The organism is Martelella sp. FOR1707 (assembly GCF_053484265.1).
Map to the genome: position 1 here is coordinate 418065 of NZ_JBAKFP010000003.1, position 18876 is coordinate 436940.

Genomic DNA, 18876 nt, shown 5'->3' on the forward strand with positions numbered 1-18876 from the left:
GAAACGCACTAGAGAAGCCCGACCAGTTGGCCGGGCGGCCGCGCTTTGCCAATGCCGAAAGGCGACAGGGTGAGGAAAGTCCGGGCTCCACGGAAACACGGTGCCGGAGAAAGTCCGGCGGGGGCGACCCCAGAGACAGTGCCACAGAAAGCAAACCGCCCGGCTTCTGCCGGGTAAGGGTGAAAGGGTGGGGCAAGAGCCCACCGCGCCGGCGGCAACGCATGGCGGCACGGTAAACCTCACCGGGAGCAAAACCGAATAGGGATGACGCGGCGCTTGTCGCCAGCCTGTTTCCAGGCCGGTCATCCGGGTGGGTTGCGAGAGGCAGCGCGCAAGCGCTGTCCCAGATGAATGGCCGCCACGTTTTGCGGGCAACCGCAAAGCCATACAGAACCCGGCTTACAGGCCAACTGGTCATTTCCTTTTTTCATTCAAAAACGGGCGCTTGGGCGCGCCGTTTCGCATGTGGCGACGAAAGCTTTCGTTAAGGGCCGGCTGATAGAATCAGCCTTTCCGAAAGCGCTGTCGACACGGTTAATAACGGCTTATCCCATTGACGCCCAAATCTGCCCATGTTATCCCATTAAGCATAAATTCGTTGCCCGATGCGGATGCGGCTTCCGGGCAGCGCGATGGCTTCAAGTGTTTGTTTTCCATGCTGAGTTCGCCCGGCGGGCGGTTTGGTTTTCCAGGGTATTCCTTTGGGTTGGCGGTCTGCGAAGGACTGCTTGAGACGTCGGTAGTAACGCGTAATGAACCGGTTTCTGTCCAACGCGACCAAGAAGGTCGACGCCAAGGGAAGGGTGTCGGTGCCTGCGGTGTTCCGCACGGTGCTGGCGGAGCGGAATATCACGGAGCTTTACTGCTTCCAGGATTTCGTCTTCCCGGCAATCAGCATCGGCGGTCCCGATCTGCTCGACCGCTTCGAGCGGCAGATCGATCAGGAAGACCCGTTCTCGGCGGAAGCAAACAGTATGTCGCTGCTGATCCATGGCGGCGGCGTGTTCGCGAAACTCGATGCCGAGGGGCGGTTGATGGTCACGGACTTCATCCGCGATTTCACCGGCATCGATACGGAGGTCACATTTGTGGGGCGGGCGGATCACTTCCAGCTTTGGGAGCCGCAGGCATTTCAGGAAGCGCAGGCGCAAGCGCGCAAGGCCCGTCTCGGCGGGCGGGCGGGCGCCTGATGAAACGGGGAAACGGAATGGCGGGGAATCCTGGCACAATCGATGCCAATGGCGGACCGGTTCGTCACATTCCGGTTATGCTTGCCGAGGTGCTGGCTCAGTTGAAGCCGGCGCCCGGCAAGATCATTCTCGACGGCACGTTTGGCGCGGGCGGCTATTCCAGCGCGCTGCTGGAGGAGGGCGCCGAGGTCATCGGCCTCGATCGCGATCCGAATGCGATTGCCGCAGCCGACGATCTTCTCGCGCGCTACCCGCGCCTCTCTCTGCATCACGCTCGTTTCTCCACACTCGATCGCTTTGCGCCTGAAGGCGGGCTCGACGGCGTGGTGCTGGATATCGGCGTCTCCTCCATGCAGATCGATGAGGCCGACCGCGGCTTCTCCTTCCAGAAGAACGGCCCGCTCGACATGCGCATGTCGGGCGAGGGCGTTTCCGCCGCCGACGTCATCAATCGCGCCAAAGTTGGCGACCTGACACGGATTTTCGGCATTCTCGGCGAAGAGAAGAACGCTGGCCGCATCGCTCGCGCGATCGAGAAGAAGCGCGCCGAAGAGCCTTTCGCGACCACCCGCGACCTCGCCGGCCTGATCGAGATCGTCACCCCGCGCCGCGCCAAGGACAAGATCCACCCGGCAACCCGCGTGTTCCAGGCGCTCCGTGTCTACGTCAATGACGAACTCGGCGAACTGGCCGGCGCATTGCTGGCCGCCGAACGCGCGCTGAAACCGGGCGGCGTGCTGGCGGTGGTTACCTTTCACTCGCTTGAGGACCGGATCGTCAAGCAGTTCATTTCGGCGCGCCTCGGCAAGGCCGGTGGCTCGCGCCACCTGCCCGAAGTCGCGCCCGCGCCCGCTCTTTTCGATCAGCCGGGCAAGGCCATGATTGCGGCGAGCGAGGCAGAGGCCGCGGAAAACCCGCGGGCTCGTTCCGCCAAGCTCCGCGCCGCGATCCGCACGTCCGCGCCCGCGCCCGAAACCGGGCTCGATGCTTTCGGCCTGCCGTCCCTTGCTGACATTTCTCGCCTTGGAGGCGCCTGATGCTTCGTCCGCTCGATCTCATCCTCATTCTGGTCATGGTCGCGACCGCGACAGTCACCTACACGATCAAATACAGCGTCGAGGCGACCTATGATGAGGTCCGCGCGCTTGATGACCAGATCGCGCTGGAGCAGAACAATATCGACCTGTTGAAGGCCGACGAGGCGCTGTTGACACAGCCCGCCCGCATGGCGCGGCTTGCCGAGTTCTTCGCGGCCGAGCTTGATCTGCATCCGGCCGAACCGGAGCAGATCGCAACGCTCGACCAGCTTCCCCCCATTGCACCCGAGCCTGTCGAAGAGGATCTGCCGCCGCTGATGGCCGGCGATGCCCCCGACGGCACGGATATCGTCATAACCGGATCGGTGACACCATGATCAAGCTTCCCGGCATCCTCAAACTGAAGCCCAGGCTGAAGCCCAAGGCGCGCCGCGTTGCGAAGGCACAGCCAGAAGCTGCGGAGTCCAATGTCTTCCAGGGCACGGCCAAGAAGCGGGTCAATCTGGCGCGCAGCCGCGTCGGCTTCGTTACCTTCGCCTTTGTCGCCGTCTATGCCGTGATCGGCGGGCGGCTGGTGCATTATTCGCTGGCCAAGGATGATGGCGCGGTCGCCCGCGCGGCGATGCCGCTGACGCTGGCGCGCCGGCCGGATATCGTGGACCGCAACGGCGCGGTGCTTGCGACCGACGTTCGGATGATGTCGCTTTATGCGGATCCCTCGATGATCACCAGCGCCGACGATGTTCTCGACGCGCTGCTGCCGATCTTTCCCGATTTGGATGCCAAGCGCGCCTACCGGCTGCTGAACTCCAAGGGCGAATTCGTCTGGCTGAAGCGCCAGATCACGCCCAAGCAGCAGAGCCAGGTTCTGGCCGCCGGTGTGCCAGGCGTCGGCTTCCGCCCGGAAGTGCACCGTTTCTATCCCGGCGGCCCGCAGGCGGCTCACGTCCTCGGCCTCGTCGATATCGACAATCGCGGCCTGTCCGGCATCGAGCGCTATATGGACAAGACCGACGGCATTTCCGGACTGATGGGCCTCGGTCTGTCGGGCGCGATGGACCTGAAGCCGTTCGAGACCTCGATCGATCTGCGCGTGCAGAGCATTCTGCGCGACGTTCTGGTGGAAGGCGTCGACAAGTTCCACGCCATCGGCGCCACCGGCACTGTTCTGGACGTCAACACCGGCGAGATCATTGCGCTCGCATCGGTGCCCGATTTCGACCCGAACAATCCGCCGCCGGCGACCGACTCGCGCATGCTGAACGACGCGATTACCGGCGTCTACGAAATGGGCTCGACCTTCAAGGCTTTCACGCTGGCGATGGGGCTGGAATCCGGCAAGTTCAACATGAACAGCCTTGTCGACGCGAAAACGCCGCTGATCTTCGGCCGCTCGCGCATCCGCGACGACCACGCCCAGAACCGGATTCTGACCTATCCCGAAGTCTTCACCTATTCCTCCAATATCGGCGCGTCGCGCATCGCCGCCGCCGTCGGCCCGGACTACCAGCGCACTTTCCTTGAGAATCTCGGCCTGCTCGACAAGATGGATACCGAGATCGGCGGCGCGGGGACACCACAGCGCCCGCAGAAATGGGGCGGGGTCTTTTCCGCGACCGTGTCCTTCGGCCAGGGCGTGACCACGACCTCGCTGCAGACGGCAGCCGCCGCGGCGGCGCTCGTCAATGGCGGCAAGCTTCTGACGCCGACCTTCCTGCCGCGCAGCCGCGAGGAGGCCGACCGGATCGCCAAGCACGTGGTCTCCAAGGAAACCAGCGACAAGATGCGCTATCTGCTCAGGCTGAACGGTACGGACGGCTCGGGCCGCAACGGCCAGGTGCCGGGCTACCGCGTTGGCGGCAAGACCGGCACGTCGGAGAAGATTATCGATGGGAAATATTCGAAAGATCGCAATTTCAACGCTTTTCTTGCCGCATTTCCCATGGACAACCCGCAATATGTCGTCCTGGTGACGATTGACGATGCCAAGAAGGTCGAGGGGGTCCCCGGACGCACGGCCGCCTGGAACGCCGGGCCGATGAATGGCGAGATCATTCGCCGGACGGCGCCCATCCTCGGCGTTGATCCCGATTTCGGCGCGGAAGGGGCAGCCCTCCTCGCTTCCTACTGATTCCATGCCATCCGGCCCGCCGGGTGCAGAACAGAGACTGATATGATGAAACTGAGCGCTCTTGCCGGAACGGCCTTTCCCGAACTGAATGCGGCGCTTGCCGGCAGCGCCGGCGCGCTCGACATCACCTCTCTGACCGCCGACAGCCGCAAGGCTGCGCCCGGCGCGCTGTTCGTGGCGATTGCCGGCAGCAAGGCGGATGGCGCTGCCTTCATCGCTGACGCCGCCGAGCGCGGCGCGGTCGCGGCCATCAGCGCCTCGGCTCACGAGGGCGCGGGAATACCGGTGCTGACCGTCGGTAATCCGCGCGCGTTTCTCGCGATCGCCGCCGCCCGTTTCTACGAAGCACAGCCGGAAACCATGGTGGCCGTCACCGGTACGGCCGGCAAGACATCCGTCTCCTCCTTCACTCGTCAGATATGGGCGCAAGCCGGCCTTTCCGCCGCCATGATCGGCACCACCGGCGTGACGGCGCCCGGCCGCACCGAATATGGTTCGCTGACCACGCCTGATCCGGTGGCGCTGCATGCGCTGCTTGCCGAGCTTGCCCGCGATGGCGTCACCCATGCAGCGATGGAAGCCTCCAGCCACGGGCTCGATCAGTATCGGCTGGACGGCGTTCGGCTTTCGGCCGGGGCGTTCACCAATCTCGGCCGCGACCACATGGATTATCATCCGACCGTGGAGCATTATTTCGCAGCCAAGATGCAGCTTTTCGAGCGGGTTCTGCCGACCGGCTCGCCGGCCGTTATCAACGCCGACGACGAATGGTCGGATCGCGCGATTGTCGCGGCGGAAGGCGCTGGCCAGCGCGTCCTGACCGTCGGACGCAAGGGTGAATTTCTGGCGCTGAAGCGCGTCGAGCAGAAGCGCGACAGCCAGTTCGCCGAAATTCTGCGTGACGGCACAATTTACGAGGTGCGGCTGCCGCTTGCGGGCGAGTTCCAGATTTCGAACGCGCTGGTTGCCGCCGGGCTTGCGATTGCAACGGGCGTCGATGCCCGCACAGCACTTCTGGCGCTGGAAAAGGTGGAAGGCGCTGCCGGAAGGCTTCAGCTTGCCGGCAAGGCCGAAAACGGCGCGCTCGCCTATATCGACTACGCCCACAAGCCCGATGCGCTGGAAAAGGTGCTCACCGCCGTGCGGCCGTTCACCACCGGCCGGGTTATCGTTGTGTTCGGCTGCGGTGGTGATCGCGACAGGGGCAAGCGTCCGATCATGGGAGCGATCGCCACCCGGCTTGCCGATATCGTGATCGTCACCGACGACAATCCGCGTTCCGAGGTGCCCGCCGAAATCCGCTCGGAAATCCTGGTGGCGGCTCCGGCAGCGAAGGAGATTGGCGACCGGGCCGAGGCGATCGCCCACGCCGTCGCGCTTTTGCAGACGGGCGATACATTGATCGTAGCCGGCAAGGGGCATGAGGAAGGGCAGACGGCGGGCGGCGTGACCCGGCCCTTCTCCGACCTTGCCGAAGTCAAGAAGGCATTGGAGGGCCGCGCATCGTGAGTTTGCTTTGGACATCAGCCGAAATGGTCGAGGCCATGGACGGGCGTCCGGTGGGCGAACTGCCGGAGGGCGTTACGGGCATTTCGATCGACAGCCGCACGATCTCCCACGGCGAAGCGTTCTTCGCCATCGTCGGCGACCGTGTGGATGGCCATAAATTCGCAGGGCTCGCCGCCAAGAACGGCGCGACGCTGCTGGTGGTGGCCGAGGCCAAGCTGCCGGCGCTGGGAAGGCTGACCTGCGGGATGATTGTGGTCGATGATGTGCTGGAGGCCATGGGCCGTCTGGCGATGGCGGCCCGGGCGCGCACGGACGCCCGCATCATCGCCGTCACGGGGTCGGTCGGCAAGACCAGCACCAAGGAGATGCTCGCCTCCGGGCTGAAGGCCTCCGGCAAGGTTCATGCGGCGGTGGCCTCGTTCAACAATCACTGGGGCGTGCCGCTGACGCTTGCCCGCATGCCGGCCGATACCGAATTCGGCGTTTTCGAGATCGGCATGAACCATTCCGGCGAAATTCGGCCGCTGACGAAAATGGTGCGCCCGCATGTGGCGGTAATCACCACCGTTGCCCCTGTCCATATCGGCAACTTCTCCGGCATCAAGGAGATTATCGCCGCAAAGGCCGAGATTTTCGAAGGCCTTGAAGCCGACGGAGCGGCGATCCTGAACCGCGATATCGATGCTTTCGACAGCCTGGCGCGGACCGCCCGTCGCTATGGCGCGCGCATCGTCTCCTTCGGCGAACATGCCAAGGCCGATTATCGCCTCCTCGAATACCGCACCGTCAGCGACAAGCGCAACGAGCGCGGCCATGTTCTCGCAGCGCTTGGCACGGAGGAGCCGACCGCCTTCAACCTTGGTCTGCCGGGCCAGCACATGGCCGAGAACGCGCTCGCAGCCCTCGCGGCGATCTCTGAGGCCGGCGGGGATGTCCATGCCGCGCTCGGCGCGTTCGAGACCGTAGAGCAGATGAAGGGCAGGGGACGGCGTCAGCGTCTGAAGGCGCCCGATGGCGTCTTCACGCTGATCGATGAAAGCTATAATGCCAACCCGGCCTCGATGCGGGCGGCGCTGGAGCTTCTGGGCTCTGGAAACGAGCCCGGCCGCAGGATCGCGGTGCTCGGCGACATGCTGGAACTCGGCGATTATGCCCGCGAGGCCCATGAGGCGCTCGCCGGTCCGCTGGTCGCGGCCGGGGTTACCCATGTCTGGCTCGCCGGCGACGAGATGCAGGCGCTGCGTGAAGCCTTGCCGGAAAGCATTGTTGTGGAATATCGCGACAACGCCGCCGAATTGGCTGAATTCGCCGTTGGCGCTGTCGCGGCCGGAGACACGATAATGCTAAAGTCGTCAAACGGAATGGGATTCGGCGCGATTGTCGCAAGGCTGACCGAGACCTATCCGGCGGAAGGGTAAACCGGGCGTAAACAATTTCGTGGCATACCGGTGTTCAACATGCTGCGAACAACAATAAATGACTGCGCCCGCCGTGGCCCGAAAGGGCATGATGGCGCGCGCTCTGCCTTTTCTGGAAAGGGGCGTTCATGCTGATTTGGCTCGTGGAGTTGTCGGACCGGTTTCAATTTTTCAATCTGTTCCGATACATCACATTCCGCTCCGGCGCCGCCGTATTCACCTCGGCACTGATCGTCTTCCTGTTCGGTCCCCGAATCATCGCCGCGCTGAGATTGCGCCAGGGCAAGGGACAGCCGATCCGCGCTGACGGACCGCAGACCCATTTCAAGAAGGCCGGCACGCCGACCATGGGCGGGCTGATGATCCTGGCCGGCATCATCGGTTCCGCGCTGCTGTGGGCCGATCTTTCCAACGCCTATGTGGTGGCCACGCTGCTGGTGACGCTCGGCTTCGGGGCGATCGGCTTTTATGACGACTATCTCAAGGTCACCAAGCAGTCCGACAAGGGGTTTTCCGGCCGCCGCCGGCTGTTCTTCGAATTCGTGATCGCCGGCGTCGCGGTTGCCTTCATGATGTATGCCGCCAATCTCGCCAGCATTGACGGCGCGACGCTCGGCTCGGCGTTGACCTTTCCCTTCTTCAAGGACTTCGTGATCGACCTCGGCTGGTTCTTCATCCCGTTCGGCGCCTTCGTGATCGTCGCCGCCGGCAACTCCGTCAACCTGACGGACGGGCTCGACGGCCTTGCCACCGTGCCGGTGATGATCGCCGCCGGCTCCTTCGCGCTGATCGCCTATGTCGTCGGCAACACCGTTTTCGCGACCTACCTGCAGATCAACTACGTGCCGGGCACGGGCGAACTGGTGGTGCTGCTCTCCGCCGTGATCGGGGCCTGCATGGGCTTTTTGTGGTTCAATGCGCCGCCGGCCGCCATCTTCATGGGCGATACCGGCTCGCTGGCGCTAGGCGGACTGATCGGCTCGGTTGCGGTTGCCACCAAGCACGAGATCGTCATGGCGATCATCTGCGGCCTGTTCGTGCTGGAAGCGCTCTCGGTGATCATTCAGGTCGCCGTCTTCCGGCGCACCAAGCGGCGCGTCTTCCTGATGGCGCCGATCCACCACCATTTCGAAAAGCTCGGCTGGACCGAAAGCCAGGTGGTGATCCGCTTCTGGATCATCTCCTTCGGCCTCGCGCTGATCGGCCTTTCAACGCTGAAGCTCAGGTAGGTCGATGATCGCGGTCTCGCAGTTTTCCGGCAGGAATGTCGCGCTGTTCGGGCTTGGCGGTTCGGGCATGGCGACCGCGCTGGCGCTGGTCGCCGGCGGAGCGCAGGTCACAGCCTTCGACGACAACCCCGAGACTTGCCGGCTGGCCGCAGAAAAGGGCATTCCGATCGCCGATCTGCGGCACATGGTCTGGAGCGGTTTCGCGGCGCTGGTGCTGGCGCCCGGCGTTCCGCTGACGCATCCCAAACCGCATTGGGTGGTGGAGCAGGCAAGGGCGGCGGATACCGAGATCATCGGCGATGTCGAGCTTCTGGCGCGCGAACGCCGCGCAGCTTGTCCCGAGGCAAAGCTGATCGCAATCACCGGCACGAACGGTAAATCCACCACCACGGCGCTGATCGGCCATATCCTGAAGGCGGCGGGTCGCGATGTGGAGGTCGGCGGCAATATCGGCCGCGCCGTCCTCGATCTCGCGCCGCTCGCGCCAGGCTGCATCTATGTGGTCGAATGCTCGTCCTATCAGATCGACCTTGCGCCGACGCTTGATGCTGATGTTGGTCTGCTGCTCAACCTGACGCCCGACCATCTCGACCGCCATGGCGACATGACCCGTTATGCCGCGATCAAGGAGCGGCTGGTGGCCGGGGCGAAGCGCGCGGTGGTTGGCGCCGACGATACCTATTGCACGGCGATCGGGGAACGGCTTGAAAAGGCCGGACACGATGTTGTTTCAATCTCCAGCGATCGCGCTCACCTGAGCCGCGGACTTGCCTTCGATAATGGTGCGATTATTTCTGTCGAAAATGGTGGCGTAGTCGCAGACCTTTCCGATCATCCCGTTCTGCGCGGCGCGCATAATGGCCAGAACGCCGCCGCGGCGATCGCGGCCTGCCGTGCGGTCGGGCTCTCCGACACCGAGATCCGCGAAGGTCTCGCGACCTTCCCCGGCCTTGCCCATCGCATGCAGCCGGTCGCGCGATTGGGCTCCGTGATTTTCGTCAACGATTCCAAGGCCACCAATGCCGAAGCCTCGGCCCCGGCGCTGAAGACCTTCGACCATATCCACTGGATCGCGGGTGGCCGCCCCAAAGAGGGCGGCATTGCCACCCTCGCGCCCTTCTTTCCCAAGATCGCCCGCGCCTATCTCATCGGCGAGGCGGCGGAGGCCTTTTCGGCCACGCTGGCGGGCGCTGCGGACACGGTAATCTGCGGCACGCTGGAAAACGCCGTCAGACAGGCGGCGGACGATGCGGCGAAGAGCAAGGCCGAGACGCCGGTGGTGCTGCTGTCGCCCGCCTGCGCCAGCTTCGACCAGTACCGAAATTTCGAAAAACGCGGCGATGCTTTCGTCAGCGCCGTGATGGCGCTTGACGGCATTGAGCCGTTTGCAGCAACCGGCAGGGAGGCCTGATCCATGGTCAGTCGCGTTCAGCGAGGCCCAATCGCAGACTGGTTCTGGACCATCGACCGATGGCTGCTGGCAGCCTTCATCGTGCTGATGGGCATCGGCTTCATGCTCTCGTTTGCCGCTTCGCCCGCCGTTGCCGAACGCCTCGGCTATGACAGCTTCCACTTCGTCACCCGTCACGCGATCTTCCTTATCCCTTCGCTGGCGGTGATGATCTCTCTGTCCTTCTGCTCGCCGCGGATGATCCGCCGTCTGGCGGTGATCATTCTCATCGGCTCGCTGCTGGCAATGGTCGCGGCGCTGTTCATCGGCACCTCCAATAATGGCTCGCGCCGCTGGATCGTGCTTGCCGGCTTTTCGGTGCAGCCTTCGGAGTTCCTCAAACCCGCCTTCGCGGTGGTCTGCGCCTGGCTGTTTGCCGAGCATCAGCGCTATCCGGAAATCCCGGGCAATCTGTTTGCCGGCATGCTGTTCATCGTCTCCGCCGTGCTTCTGATCGCCCAGCCGGACTTCGGCCAGACCGTGCTTCTGGGCATCGTCTGGGGCGGCATCTTCTTCATGGCCGGCATGTCGTGGATATGGATCGCGGGCCTCGGCGGCGCTGGCGTCGCGGGCATTCTGGCGGCCTATACCTGGCTGCCGCACGTGACCTCGCGTATCGACCGGTTCCTGACCGGGGAAGGCGACAACCTTCAGGTGGAGCTTGCCGCCAAGGCAATCCAGAACGGTGGCCTGTTCGGTCTCGGGCCGGGCGAGGGGATCGTCAAGCGGCGGCTGCCGGACAGCCATACCGACTTCGTGTTCTCGGTCGCGGCAGAGGAATTCGGCATCTTGTTCTGCATGTTCATCGTCGCGATCTTCGCCTTCATCGTGCTGCGCGGCCTCAGCCACGCCTATCGCGAGCGCGACGATTTCGCCCGCTTCGCCGTCGCCGGCCTCGTGCTGCAGATCGGCATGCAGTCGGTGATCAATATCGGCGTGGCGCTGCAGCTGATGCCGGCCAAGGGCATGACGCTGCCGCTGATTTCGGCGGGCGGCTCCTCGATGATCGCGACCTGCATCGGCGCGGGCTTCGTGCTGGCGCTCACCCGCCACCGCCCCGACAAGCGCGCGCGTCAGGACCATTTCTTCGAGCCGGGCCGGCCGCGCGGCGTACCTGCGGAGTAGATGATGGAGAGCAAACTGTTTTTCCTCGCTGCCGGGGGTACAGGCGGTCACGTGTTCCCCGCTGAAGCTCTGGCCCATGAACTGATTGCGCGCGGGCACAAGGTGCACTTTGTTACAGACAGCCGCGCCGAGCGTTACGCCGGGACCTTTCCGGCTGAAAAAATCCATGTCGTGCCGTCCGCGACGATCGGGTCGAAGAACCCGATTGCCGTCATTCGCGCCGGCTTCACCCTGTTCAAGGGGTCGCGGATCGCCAGATCGCTTTTTGCAGAATACCGGCCGGCAGCCGTGATCGGCTTTGGCGGCTACCCGACGGTGCCCCCGGTTTACGCTGCCTCAAGCGGCGGCATCCCGACAATGCTGCATGAGCAGAACGCGGTGATGGGCCGGGCCAACAAGATGCTGGCGCCACGCGTCAATGCCATAGCTGGCGGTTTCCTGACCCGCTCCGGCGAGCCGCAAGGTGCGAAGATATTCGAGACCGGAAACCCGGTGCGTCCGGCGGTGCTGGAAGCGGCGAAGACGTCCTATCCGGCGCGCAGCGAAGGCGAAACCTTCAACCTGTTGGTCTTCGGCGGAAGCCAGGGCGCCCATTTCTTTGCCGAAGCTGTGCCGGATGCGATTGCCGCGCTGCCGGAAGAGCTTCGCCGGTGCGTGACGGTGACCCAGCAGGCCCGCCCGGAAGATGTCGAGGCCGTCACTGAACGCTTCCAAGCGCTTGGTGTACCGGCCGAGATTTCACCGTTCTTCGGCAATATGGCGGAGCGGATTGCCAGTGCTCATCTTGTGGTTTGCCGCTCGGGAGCCTCCACCGTTTCGGAGCTTTCGGTGATCGGCCGGCCGGCGATCTATGTGCCCTATCCCCATGCGCTCGATCACGATCAGGCAGCCAACGCGGCGCTGGTCGAGGCCAAGGGCGGCGCAGAAGTCGTGCGCCAGTCCGAACTGACGACGGAGCGCTTCGCGGACATTCTGAAGGATGCGATCGAGCATCCCGAAAAACTTGCAACCGCCGCCGCCGCCGCGCGCGCGGCCGGCCGCCCCGATGCAACGCAGAAACTCGCCGATATGGCGGAGGCGTTGGCGTCGGGACAGAAGATTGAAGGAATTGACTGATGAGAATGCCTGAAGCGATCGGCGTGGTCCATTTTGTCGGGATCGGCGGCATCGGCATGAGCGGTATTGCCGAAGTGCTGAACAATCTCGGCTACAAGGTGCAGGGCTCCGATCAGGCCGAGAGCGCCAATGTCGTTCGTCTGCGCGAGAAGGGCATTTCCGTGTTCATCGGTCACAAGGCTGAAAATCTGGGCGATGCCGAAGTCGTCGTTGTCTCCTCCGCGATCAAGCGCACCAATCCGGAATTGGTCGCCGCGCGCGAGAAGCATCTGCCCGTAGTGCGCCGCGCCGAAATGCTCGCCGAGCTTATGCGTTTCCGCGATGCGATCGCGATCGGCGGTACCCACGGCAAGACCACGACCACCTCCATGGTCGCGACGCTCCTGGAGGCCGGCGGGCTGGACCCGACCGTCATCAACGGCGGCATCATCAACGCCTATGGCACCAATGCGCGCATGGGCGAGGGCGAGTGGATGGTGGTCGAGGCCGACGAGTCCGACGGCACCTTTCTGAAGCTGCCCGCCGAAATCGCGGTCGTCACCAATATCGATCCCGAACATCTCGATCACTACGGCACGTTTGACGGCGTGCGCGCTGCCTTCCGGCAATTCGTCGAGAGCGTGCCGTTTTACGGCTGCGGCGTGATGTGCCTCGATCATCCCGAAGTGCAGACGCTGGTCGGCCAGATCGAGGACCGCCGGATTGTGACCTATGGCGAGAACCGCCAGGCCGATGTGCGCTTCTCCAATATCCGCAACGAGGGTACGCGCACGATCTTCGACGTCGATATCCGTCGGCGTCGCCGTCCATCTGTCAAGCTTGAAAACCTCTCCCTGCCGATGCCCGGCCGCCACAATGTCTCAAACGCCACGGCGGCGATCGCGGTCGCCGACCGGCTGCATATTTCCGAGGCGGACATCCGCAAGGGGCTCGCCGCCTTCGGCGGCGTCAAGCGCCGGTTCACGCTGGTGGGAGAGTGGAACGGCGCGCAGATCTTCGACGATTACGGCCATCATCCGGTTGAAATCCGTTCGGTGCTGAGGGCGGCACGCGAGGCTTGTCAGGGGCGGATCATCGCCATCCACCAGCCGCACCGCTATTCCCGCCTCGAAAGCCTGTTCGAGGATTTTACCAATTGCTTCAACGATGCCGACACCGTGTTCATCGCCCCGGTCTATGCCGCCGGCGAGGACCCACGCCCGGGCTTCGATGCGGAAACGCTGGTCAGCGGCATGAAGTCCGCCGGCCACCGCGACGCGCATTATCTGGCCGACGAAACGGGGCTTGCGGGCGCCGTGGCGAAGATCGCCAAACCCGGCGACTTTGTCGTCCTTCTCGGCGCCGGCAGCATCACCAACTGGGCTGCAAAGCTGCCGGGAGAACTAGCGGCGCAGGCGTGATTCGGAACGAGGGTTGAAGGTCGCAGCGTTGGGGCATCCCTCGGGACGTATTTCTTCCGCCTTTCGATCAGCGCTTCGCGCGCCCAGTCTTCTGAGTCATCCTCGTGCTTGACACGAGGATCCAGGCGGCGTTCTCCGTGTGGCCTGGATGCTCGGGTCAAGCCCGAGCATGACCCGTGTTGTGTGCGTGGAGCAAATCTCCGCCGCAGCGTGAGACTGCGGCTCTAAAGACCTTAGGAAACCAGCAAAAACGCGCTTTCCCGACCCCATGACAAGCGCTGTCATCGCCCCGTTAACCCGTTTCACCGCATCGATTTTTTTGCCCCGGTTAACCAAAGTAAACGCTTCATTAACCATCCTCGTTCACTAATGGCCCCATCACGCTTTCCTTAAAAAAGCGGCATTGTGAGTGTGCTTTCCGGCTTTGGCTGGAAAAGATGGGGACAGGCATGGGTGCCTTGCATGTAGCGGTATTGATGGGCGGGTTTTCCTCCGAGCGGCCGGTGAGCCTTGCCTCGGGCAACCCCTGCGCCGATGCGCTGGAAGCGGAAGGCTTCCGCGTCACCCGCGTCGATGTCACCCGCAATGTGGCAAGCGTGCTTGCCGAGCTGAAGCCCGATGTCGCCTTCAATGCGCTGCATGGGCCGTTCGGCGAGGACGGCACCATTCAGGGCATCCTCGAATATCTGGAAATCCCCTACACCCATTCCGGCGTGCTGGCCTCGGCGCTTGCCATGAACAAGATCCAGGCCAAGCGCGTTGCTGCCGCCGGCGGTATTCCGGTGGCGGAAGACCGGCTGATGCAGCGTTCCGAGATCGGCAAGACGCATCCGATGGCGCCGCCCTATGTGGTCAAGCCCGTCAATGAAGGCTCGTCCTTCGGCGTCGTCATTGTCGATGAAGGCCAGAGCGCACCGCCGCAGTCGATCACGTCTGCCGAATGGCCCTATGGCGAGACGGTCATGGTCGAGCGCTTCGTGCGCGGGCGCGAATTCACCTGCGGCGTGGTCGACGGCAAACCGCTCTGCGTGACCGAAATCGTGCCGGTCGGTCAGAAATTCTATGATTTCGACGCAAAATATAAGCCTGGCGGCTCAAAACACATTCTGCCGGCGGAAGTTAAACCGAATATTTACCAAAAGATTCAATCATTGGCCGTTCAGGCGCATCAGATCATGGGATGCCGCGGCGTCAGCCGTTCGGATTTCCGGTTCGATGAGGATAGCGGCGAGGACGGGCTGATCTGGCTGGAAATCAATACCCAGCCCGGCATGACCCCCACCTCTCTGGTTCCTGAAATGGCGGCGGAAGCCGGTATGAGTTTTGGTGCTTTTCTCCGTTGGATGGTGGAGGACGCTTCGTGTTTGCGTTGAAGACTGGAAGGGATGATAGCGGGGTAAGCGATCGCATGGCTCAGGGCAGCCGCGCGGGCGTATTGCCGCGTCCTTTTCGCCGTCTGGTGCGCGCCACGACGGGTATCTTTACTGGCCGCACCGGCGCTCCCAAGCATATCGGCAGCGCCGCCGCGCTGGTGTTTTTCGCCGCCGTCGGCGCCAACGCCGTAATCGTGGCCGGCAAGGGTGATCTCGTGCGCCGCGCCGCGTTCCAGGTTGCCGGTTTTGCCGTGGAAGACATCGAGATTTCGGGCAACAGCGAGACCTCGGAAATCGTGGTCCTGCAGAGCCTCGGCCTTGAGGGCGCCTATTCGCTGCAGGGCGTCGATATCCAGATGGCGCGCGGCCAGCTTTTGAATCTCCCCTGGGTCGCCGATGCCGATATCCGCAAGGTCTATCCCTCGACGCTCAAGATTTCGCTGAAGGAGCGCGTTCCCTATGCGCTGTGGCAGCAGGAAGATGGTCGTCTGCTGATGGTCGAACGCGACGGCAACATCATCGGTCCGCTGAGCGCGCCGAAGTTCCGCCGCTTGCCGCTGGTGCTTGGCCAGGGCGGCAATGTCGCTGCCAAGGATGTTGAGGACCTGATGCAGGAATGGCCGGAGCTTTCCGAGCGCGTGCGCGCTTTCAAGCGCGTCGATGAACGCCGCTGGGACCTCTATCTCGACAATGGCATGATCGTGAAGCTGCCGGAAAAAGGCAGCGACGCGGCGCTGGTTCGCCTGCGCAAGCTTGAGGCCGAACGCTCCATCCTCGAGCGCGAAATCGCCGCCGTCGACCTTCGTCTCGACGACCGGGTCGCGATCCAGTTGACGCCCGACGCCATGGAGCGCCGCGCCGAAGCCACGGAAGCGTTGCAGAAGACATTCAAGAACAAGGGGAGGCGACTTTGACTCTGTTCCGCTCGTCCGGCTTCAGTCGCGCCAAGCCTCTCTCGGCCAAGAAGACGCATATCGTCAGCGTTCTCGATGTCGGCTCCTCCAAGGTGGTCTGCATGATCGCGCGGCTGACCCCGCGTGAGGAAAGCCAGATCCTGCCGGGCCGCACCCACAATATCGAGATCATCGGCATCGGCCATCAGCGCTCGCAGGGCATCAAGAGCGGCGTGATCGTCAATCTTGATGCGGCGGAACATGTGGTCCGGCTTGCGGTGGACGCGGCCGAAAGCATGGCCGGCATCACCATCGACAGCCTGATCGTCAACGTTTCGGCCGGTCGCCTGAAGAGCGATACCTATACCGCTGCGATCGACCTTGGCGGGCAGGACGTGGACTCCTCCGATCTCCGCCGCGTCCTGTCCGCCGTCTCCCGCCGCTCGATCAACGAGGAGCGGCAGGTGCTGCATTCGCTGCCCGCTGGCTTCACGCTCGATGGCGAGCGCGGCATTCGCGATCCGCTCGGCATGTATGGCGAGACGCTCGGCGTCGACCTGCATGTGGTGACGGCCGAACGGCTGGCGCTGCGCAATCTCGAACTCTGCGTCAACCGCGCGCATCTCTCCGTGGAGCGCATGGTGGCGACGCCTTATGCGAGCGGTCTTGCCGCTTTGGTGGACGATGAAGTCGAACTCGGCTGTGCCGCGATCGACATGGGCGCCGGCACGACGTCGATCTCGGTCTTCTCCGAAGGCCGGCTTGTTCATACCGATGCGATTAGCCTCGGCGGTCATCACGTGACGACCGATCTTGCCCGCGGGCTATCGACCCGGATGGAAGACGCCGAGCGGTTGAAATGCGTGCACGGCTCGACGATTACCTCCAGCGCCGACGAGCGCGAGATGATCGCGGTGCCCTCTATCGGCGAGGATGATCACGACCAGCCCCGTCAGGTCTCCAAGGCGCTGCTTTCGAAGATCGTCAGGGCGCGGATCGAGGAAACGCTGGAACTGATCCGCGACCGGATCCAGCTTTCGGGCTTTTCGGCGGTTGTCGGAAAGCGGGTGGTGCTGACCGGCGGCGCAAGCCAGCTGATCGGCCTCAGTGAATTGTCGCGGCGGATCCTGAGCAGAAACGTGCGCATCGGTCGACCGATGGGCGTTTCCGGTCTGCCGCTTCCGGCCAAGGGGCCGTCGTTTTCGACGGCCGCGGGCCTTCTGATCTATCCGCAGCTTGCGGAAAGCGAAACCTATGGCAGCGAGCAGCGGGGCTTTCTGTCGTCGGGCGGCGGACGCCTAGCACGCGTCGGCCAGTGGTTCAGGGAAAGTTTTTAACGAACACCAGAGATTGGCCGGCTAGGCGGTACGGCCATAGCGAGAAGGAACGAAACTCATGACTATCACGCTGCAGAAGCCAGATATCACGGAACTGAAGCCGCGCATCACCGTTTTCGGTGTCGGCGGCGGCGGCGGCAACGCCGTCAACAACATGATCACCGCGGGCCTCCAGGGCGTCGACTTCGTCGTCGCCAACACCGATGCCCAGGCGCTGACCATGACCAAGGCCGAACGCGTCATCCAGCTCGGCGTCGGCGTCACCGAAGGTCTCGGCGCAGGTTCGCAGCCGGAAGTCGGCCGGGCGGCTGCCGAGGAGTGCATCGATGAGATCATCGATCACCTCAACAATACCCATATGTGCTTCGTCACCGCCGGCATGGGCGGCGGAACCGGCACGGGTGCTGCTCCGATCGTGGCACAGGCCGCCCGCAACAAGGGCATCCTGACCGTCGGCGTCGTCACCAAGCCGTTCCAGTTCGAAGGCCAGCGCCGCATGCGTCTTGCTGACGCCGGTATCGAGGAGCTGCAGAAGTCGGTCGATACGCTGATCGTCATTCCGAACCAGAACCTGTTCCGGATCGCCAATGACAAGACCACCTTCGCCGACGCCTTCGCGATGGCCGACCAGGTGCTCTATTCGGGCGTTGCCTGCATCACCGACCTGATGGTCAAGGAAGGCCTTATCAACCTCGACTTCGCCGACGTCCGTTCGGTGATGCGCGAGATGGGCCGCGCCATGATGGGCACGGGCGAGGCATCCGGCGAAGGCCGTGCAATGCAGGCCGCCGAAGCCGCAATCGCCAACCCGCTGCTGGACGAAACCTCGATGCGCGGTGCGCAGGGCCTGCTGATCTCGATCACCGGCGGCCGTGACCTCACGCTCTTCGAAGTCGACGAAGCCGCAACCCGTATCCGTGAAGAAGTCGATCCGGACGCCAACATCATCCTCGGCGCCACCTTCGACGAGGAACTGGAAGGCATCATCCGCGTCTCCGTCGTCGCCACCGGCATCGACCGCTCGGTCAACCACAGCGACGATGATGTGCCGGAACCGCGCCGCGAAACCCGCGCGCCGGAAATCCGCTCCGCTGCCCCGCAGCCGAGCCAGCCAGCACAGCCCGCAGCCCCGCAGCCGCGCCAGGACCCGATCGCCGAAACGATCCGTTCCGCCGAAGCTGAAATGGAACGCGAGCTGCAGATGGCGATGAGCCATCAGCCGCAGCAGGCAAAGCCGCAGCCGCGCGCCGAGGCCCCGCAGATGCAGCCGAAGAGCCAGATTTTCTCCGCTCAGGCTCCGCGTCAGGCCGCGCCGCAGGCCGCTCCCCAGCAGCCGCGCCCGCAGATGGCCGAGCCGCGCCGCATGCCGGAAGTCTCCGACTTTCCGCCGGTGGTTCAGGGCGAAATGAGCGCAAGCCGCCGTCAGGAGCATGAAGAGCGCGGACCGAAGGGCCTGTTCAAGCGCCTTTCCAACACGCTTGGCCGCGGCGATGAAAGCTTCGAGGGCCATCACGAGGAGCCGGCGGCTCGTCGCGAACCCACGCAGCAGGCTCAGCCGCAGCAGAACCCCTACGCGCCGCGCCGCGCCGAAGCGCAGCCGGCCCGTCAGGATGACGATCAGTTCGATATCCCCGCCTTCCTGCGTCGTCAGGCGAACTGAAGCTCGAT

At 63.7% G+C, this 18876-nt stretch carries 15 protein-coding genes and 1 other RNA gene; all 16 read left to right on the forward strand.

Annotation, left to right across the window (positions count from 1 at the left end):
• The first annotated feature begins 22 nt into the window (after positions 1-22).
• The 16 genes from rnpB (at position 23) to ftsZ (ending at position 18868) form a co-directional block, all read left to right on the forward strand.
• Positions 23-418: RNase P RNA component class A (gene rnpB / locus V6765_RS09855), an RNA gene on the forward strand.
• 334 nt (positions 419-752) lie between these two features.
• Positions 753-1190 (forward strand): division/cell wall cluster transcriptional repressor MraZ, encoded by a 438-nt coding sequence (mraZ, locus tag V6765_RS09860; RefSeq protein ID WP_018063609.1) that lies wholly within the window; start codon positions 753-755, stop codon positions 1188-1190.
• A gap of 17 nt (positions 1191-1207) precedes the next feature.
• Positions 1208-2227 (forward strand): 16S rRNA (cytosine(1402)-N(4))-methyltransferase RsmH, encoded by a 1020-nt coding sequence (gene rsmH, locus V6765_RS09865; RefSeq protein WP_448428219.1) that lies wholly within the window; start codon positions 1208-1210, stop codon positions 2225-2227.
• The gene (gene ftsL, locus V6765_RS09870) at positions 2227-2604 is read left to right on the forward strand and encodes a cell division protein FtsL (RefSeq protein ID WP_448428221.1); all 378 of its coding nucleotides are present in this window, start codon (positions 2227-2229) and stop codon (positions 2602-2604) included. Before rsmH ends, ftsL begins: the two co-directional genes overlap by 1 nt.
• The gene (locus V6765_RS09875) at positions 2601-4358 is read left to right on the forward strand and encodes a peptidoglycan D,D-transpeptidase FtsI family protein (RefSeq protein WP_448428223.1); all 1758 of its coding nucleotides are present in this window, start codon (positions 2601-2603) and stop codon (positions 4356-4358) included. The genes ftsL and V6765_RS09875 overlap by 4 nt, the downstream gene beginning before the upstream one ends.
• 45 nt (positions 4359-4403) lie before the next feature.
• Entirely contained in the window at positions 4404-5867 is a 1464-nt protein-coding gene (locus V6765_RS09880; RefSeq protein ID WP_448428792.1) for a UDP-N-acetylmuramoyl-L-alanyl-D-glutamate--2,6-diaminopimelate ligase, read from the forward strand.
• The gene (locus V6765_RS09885) at positions 5864-7285 is read left to right on the forward strand and encodes a UDP-N-acetylmuramoylalanyl-D-glutamyl-2,6-diaminopimelate--D-alanyl-D-alanine ligase (RefSeq protein WP_448428225.1); all 1422 of its coding nucleotides are present in this window, start codon (positions 5864-5866) and stop codon (positions 7283-7285) included. The genes V6765_RS09880 and V6765_RS09885 overlap by 4 nt, the downstream gene beginning before the upstream one ends.
• A 128-nt stretch (positions 7286-7413) precedes the next feature.
• Entirely contained in the window at positions 7414-8514 is a 1101-nt protein-coding gene (mraY, locus tag V6765_RS09890; RefSeq protein WP_018063603.1) for a phospho-N-acetylmuramoyl-pentapeptide-transferase, read from the forward strand.
• Positions 8515-8518: 4 nt separating this feature from the next.
• Positions 8519-9925 (forward strand): UDP-N-acetylmuramoyl-L-alanine--D-glutamate ligase, encoded by a 1407-nt coding sequence (gene murD, locus V6765_RS09895; RefSeq protein WP_448428227.1) that lies wholly within the window; start codon positions 8519-8521, stop codon positions 9923-9925.
• 3 nt (positions 9926-9928) lie between these two features.
• The gene (gene ftsW / locus V6765_RS09900) at positions 9929-11089 is read left to right on the forward strand and encodes a putative lipid II flippase FtsW (RefSeq protein ID WP_448428229.1); all 1161 of its coding nucleotides are present in this window, start codon (positions 9929-9931) and stop codon (positions 11087-11089) included.
• A 3-nt stretch (positions 11090-11092) separates the two neighbouring features.
• Complete coding sequence (gene murG, locus V6765_RS09905) at positions 11093-12205, forward strand: undecaprenyldiphospho-muramoylpentapeptide beta-N-acetylglucosaminyltransferase (RefSeq protein ID WP_448428231.1); 1113 nt, start codon at positions 11093-11095, stop codon at positions 12203-12205.
• Positions 12205-13605 carry a UDP-N-acetylmuramate--L-alanine ligase gene (gene murC / locus V6765_RS09910; protein ID WP_448428233.1) on the forward strand — a complete coding sequence of 467 codons (1401 nt, stop codon included), beginning with the start codon at positions 12205-12207 and terminating at the stop codon, positions 13603-13605. The genes murG and murC overlap by 1 nt, the downstream gene beginning before the upstream one ends.
• A gap of 449 nt (positions 13606-14054) precedes the next feature.
• On the forward strand, positions 14055-14978 hold the full coding sequence (locus V6765_RS09915; protein ID WP_448428235.1) for a D-alanine--D-alanine ligase: 924 nt from the start codon (positions 14055-14057) through the stop codon (positions 14976-14978).
• A 35-nt stretch (positions 14979-15013) separates the two neighbouring features.
• Positions 15014-15892, forward strand: coding sequence for a cell division protein FtsQ/DivIB (locus V6765_RS09920; RefSeq protein ID WP_448428237.1), 879 nt, complete (start codon positions 15014-15016; stop codon positions 15890-15892).
• Entirely contained in the window at positions 15889-17208 is a 1320-nt protein-coding gene (gene ftsA / locus V6765_RS09925) for a cell division protein FtsA (RefSeq protein WP_448428239.1), read from the forward strand. The genes V6765_RS09920 and ftsA overlap by 4 nt, the downstream gene beginning before the upstream one ends.
• Before the next feature lie 58 nt (positions 17209-17266).
• Complete coding sequence (gene ftsZ / locus V6765_RS09930) at positions 17267-18868, forward strand: cell division protein FtsZ (protein ID WP_448428241.1); 1602 nt, start codon at positions 17267-17269, stop codon at positions 18866-18868.
• The last annotated feature ends 8 nt before the right edge of the window (positions 18869-18876 follow it).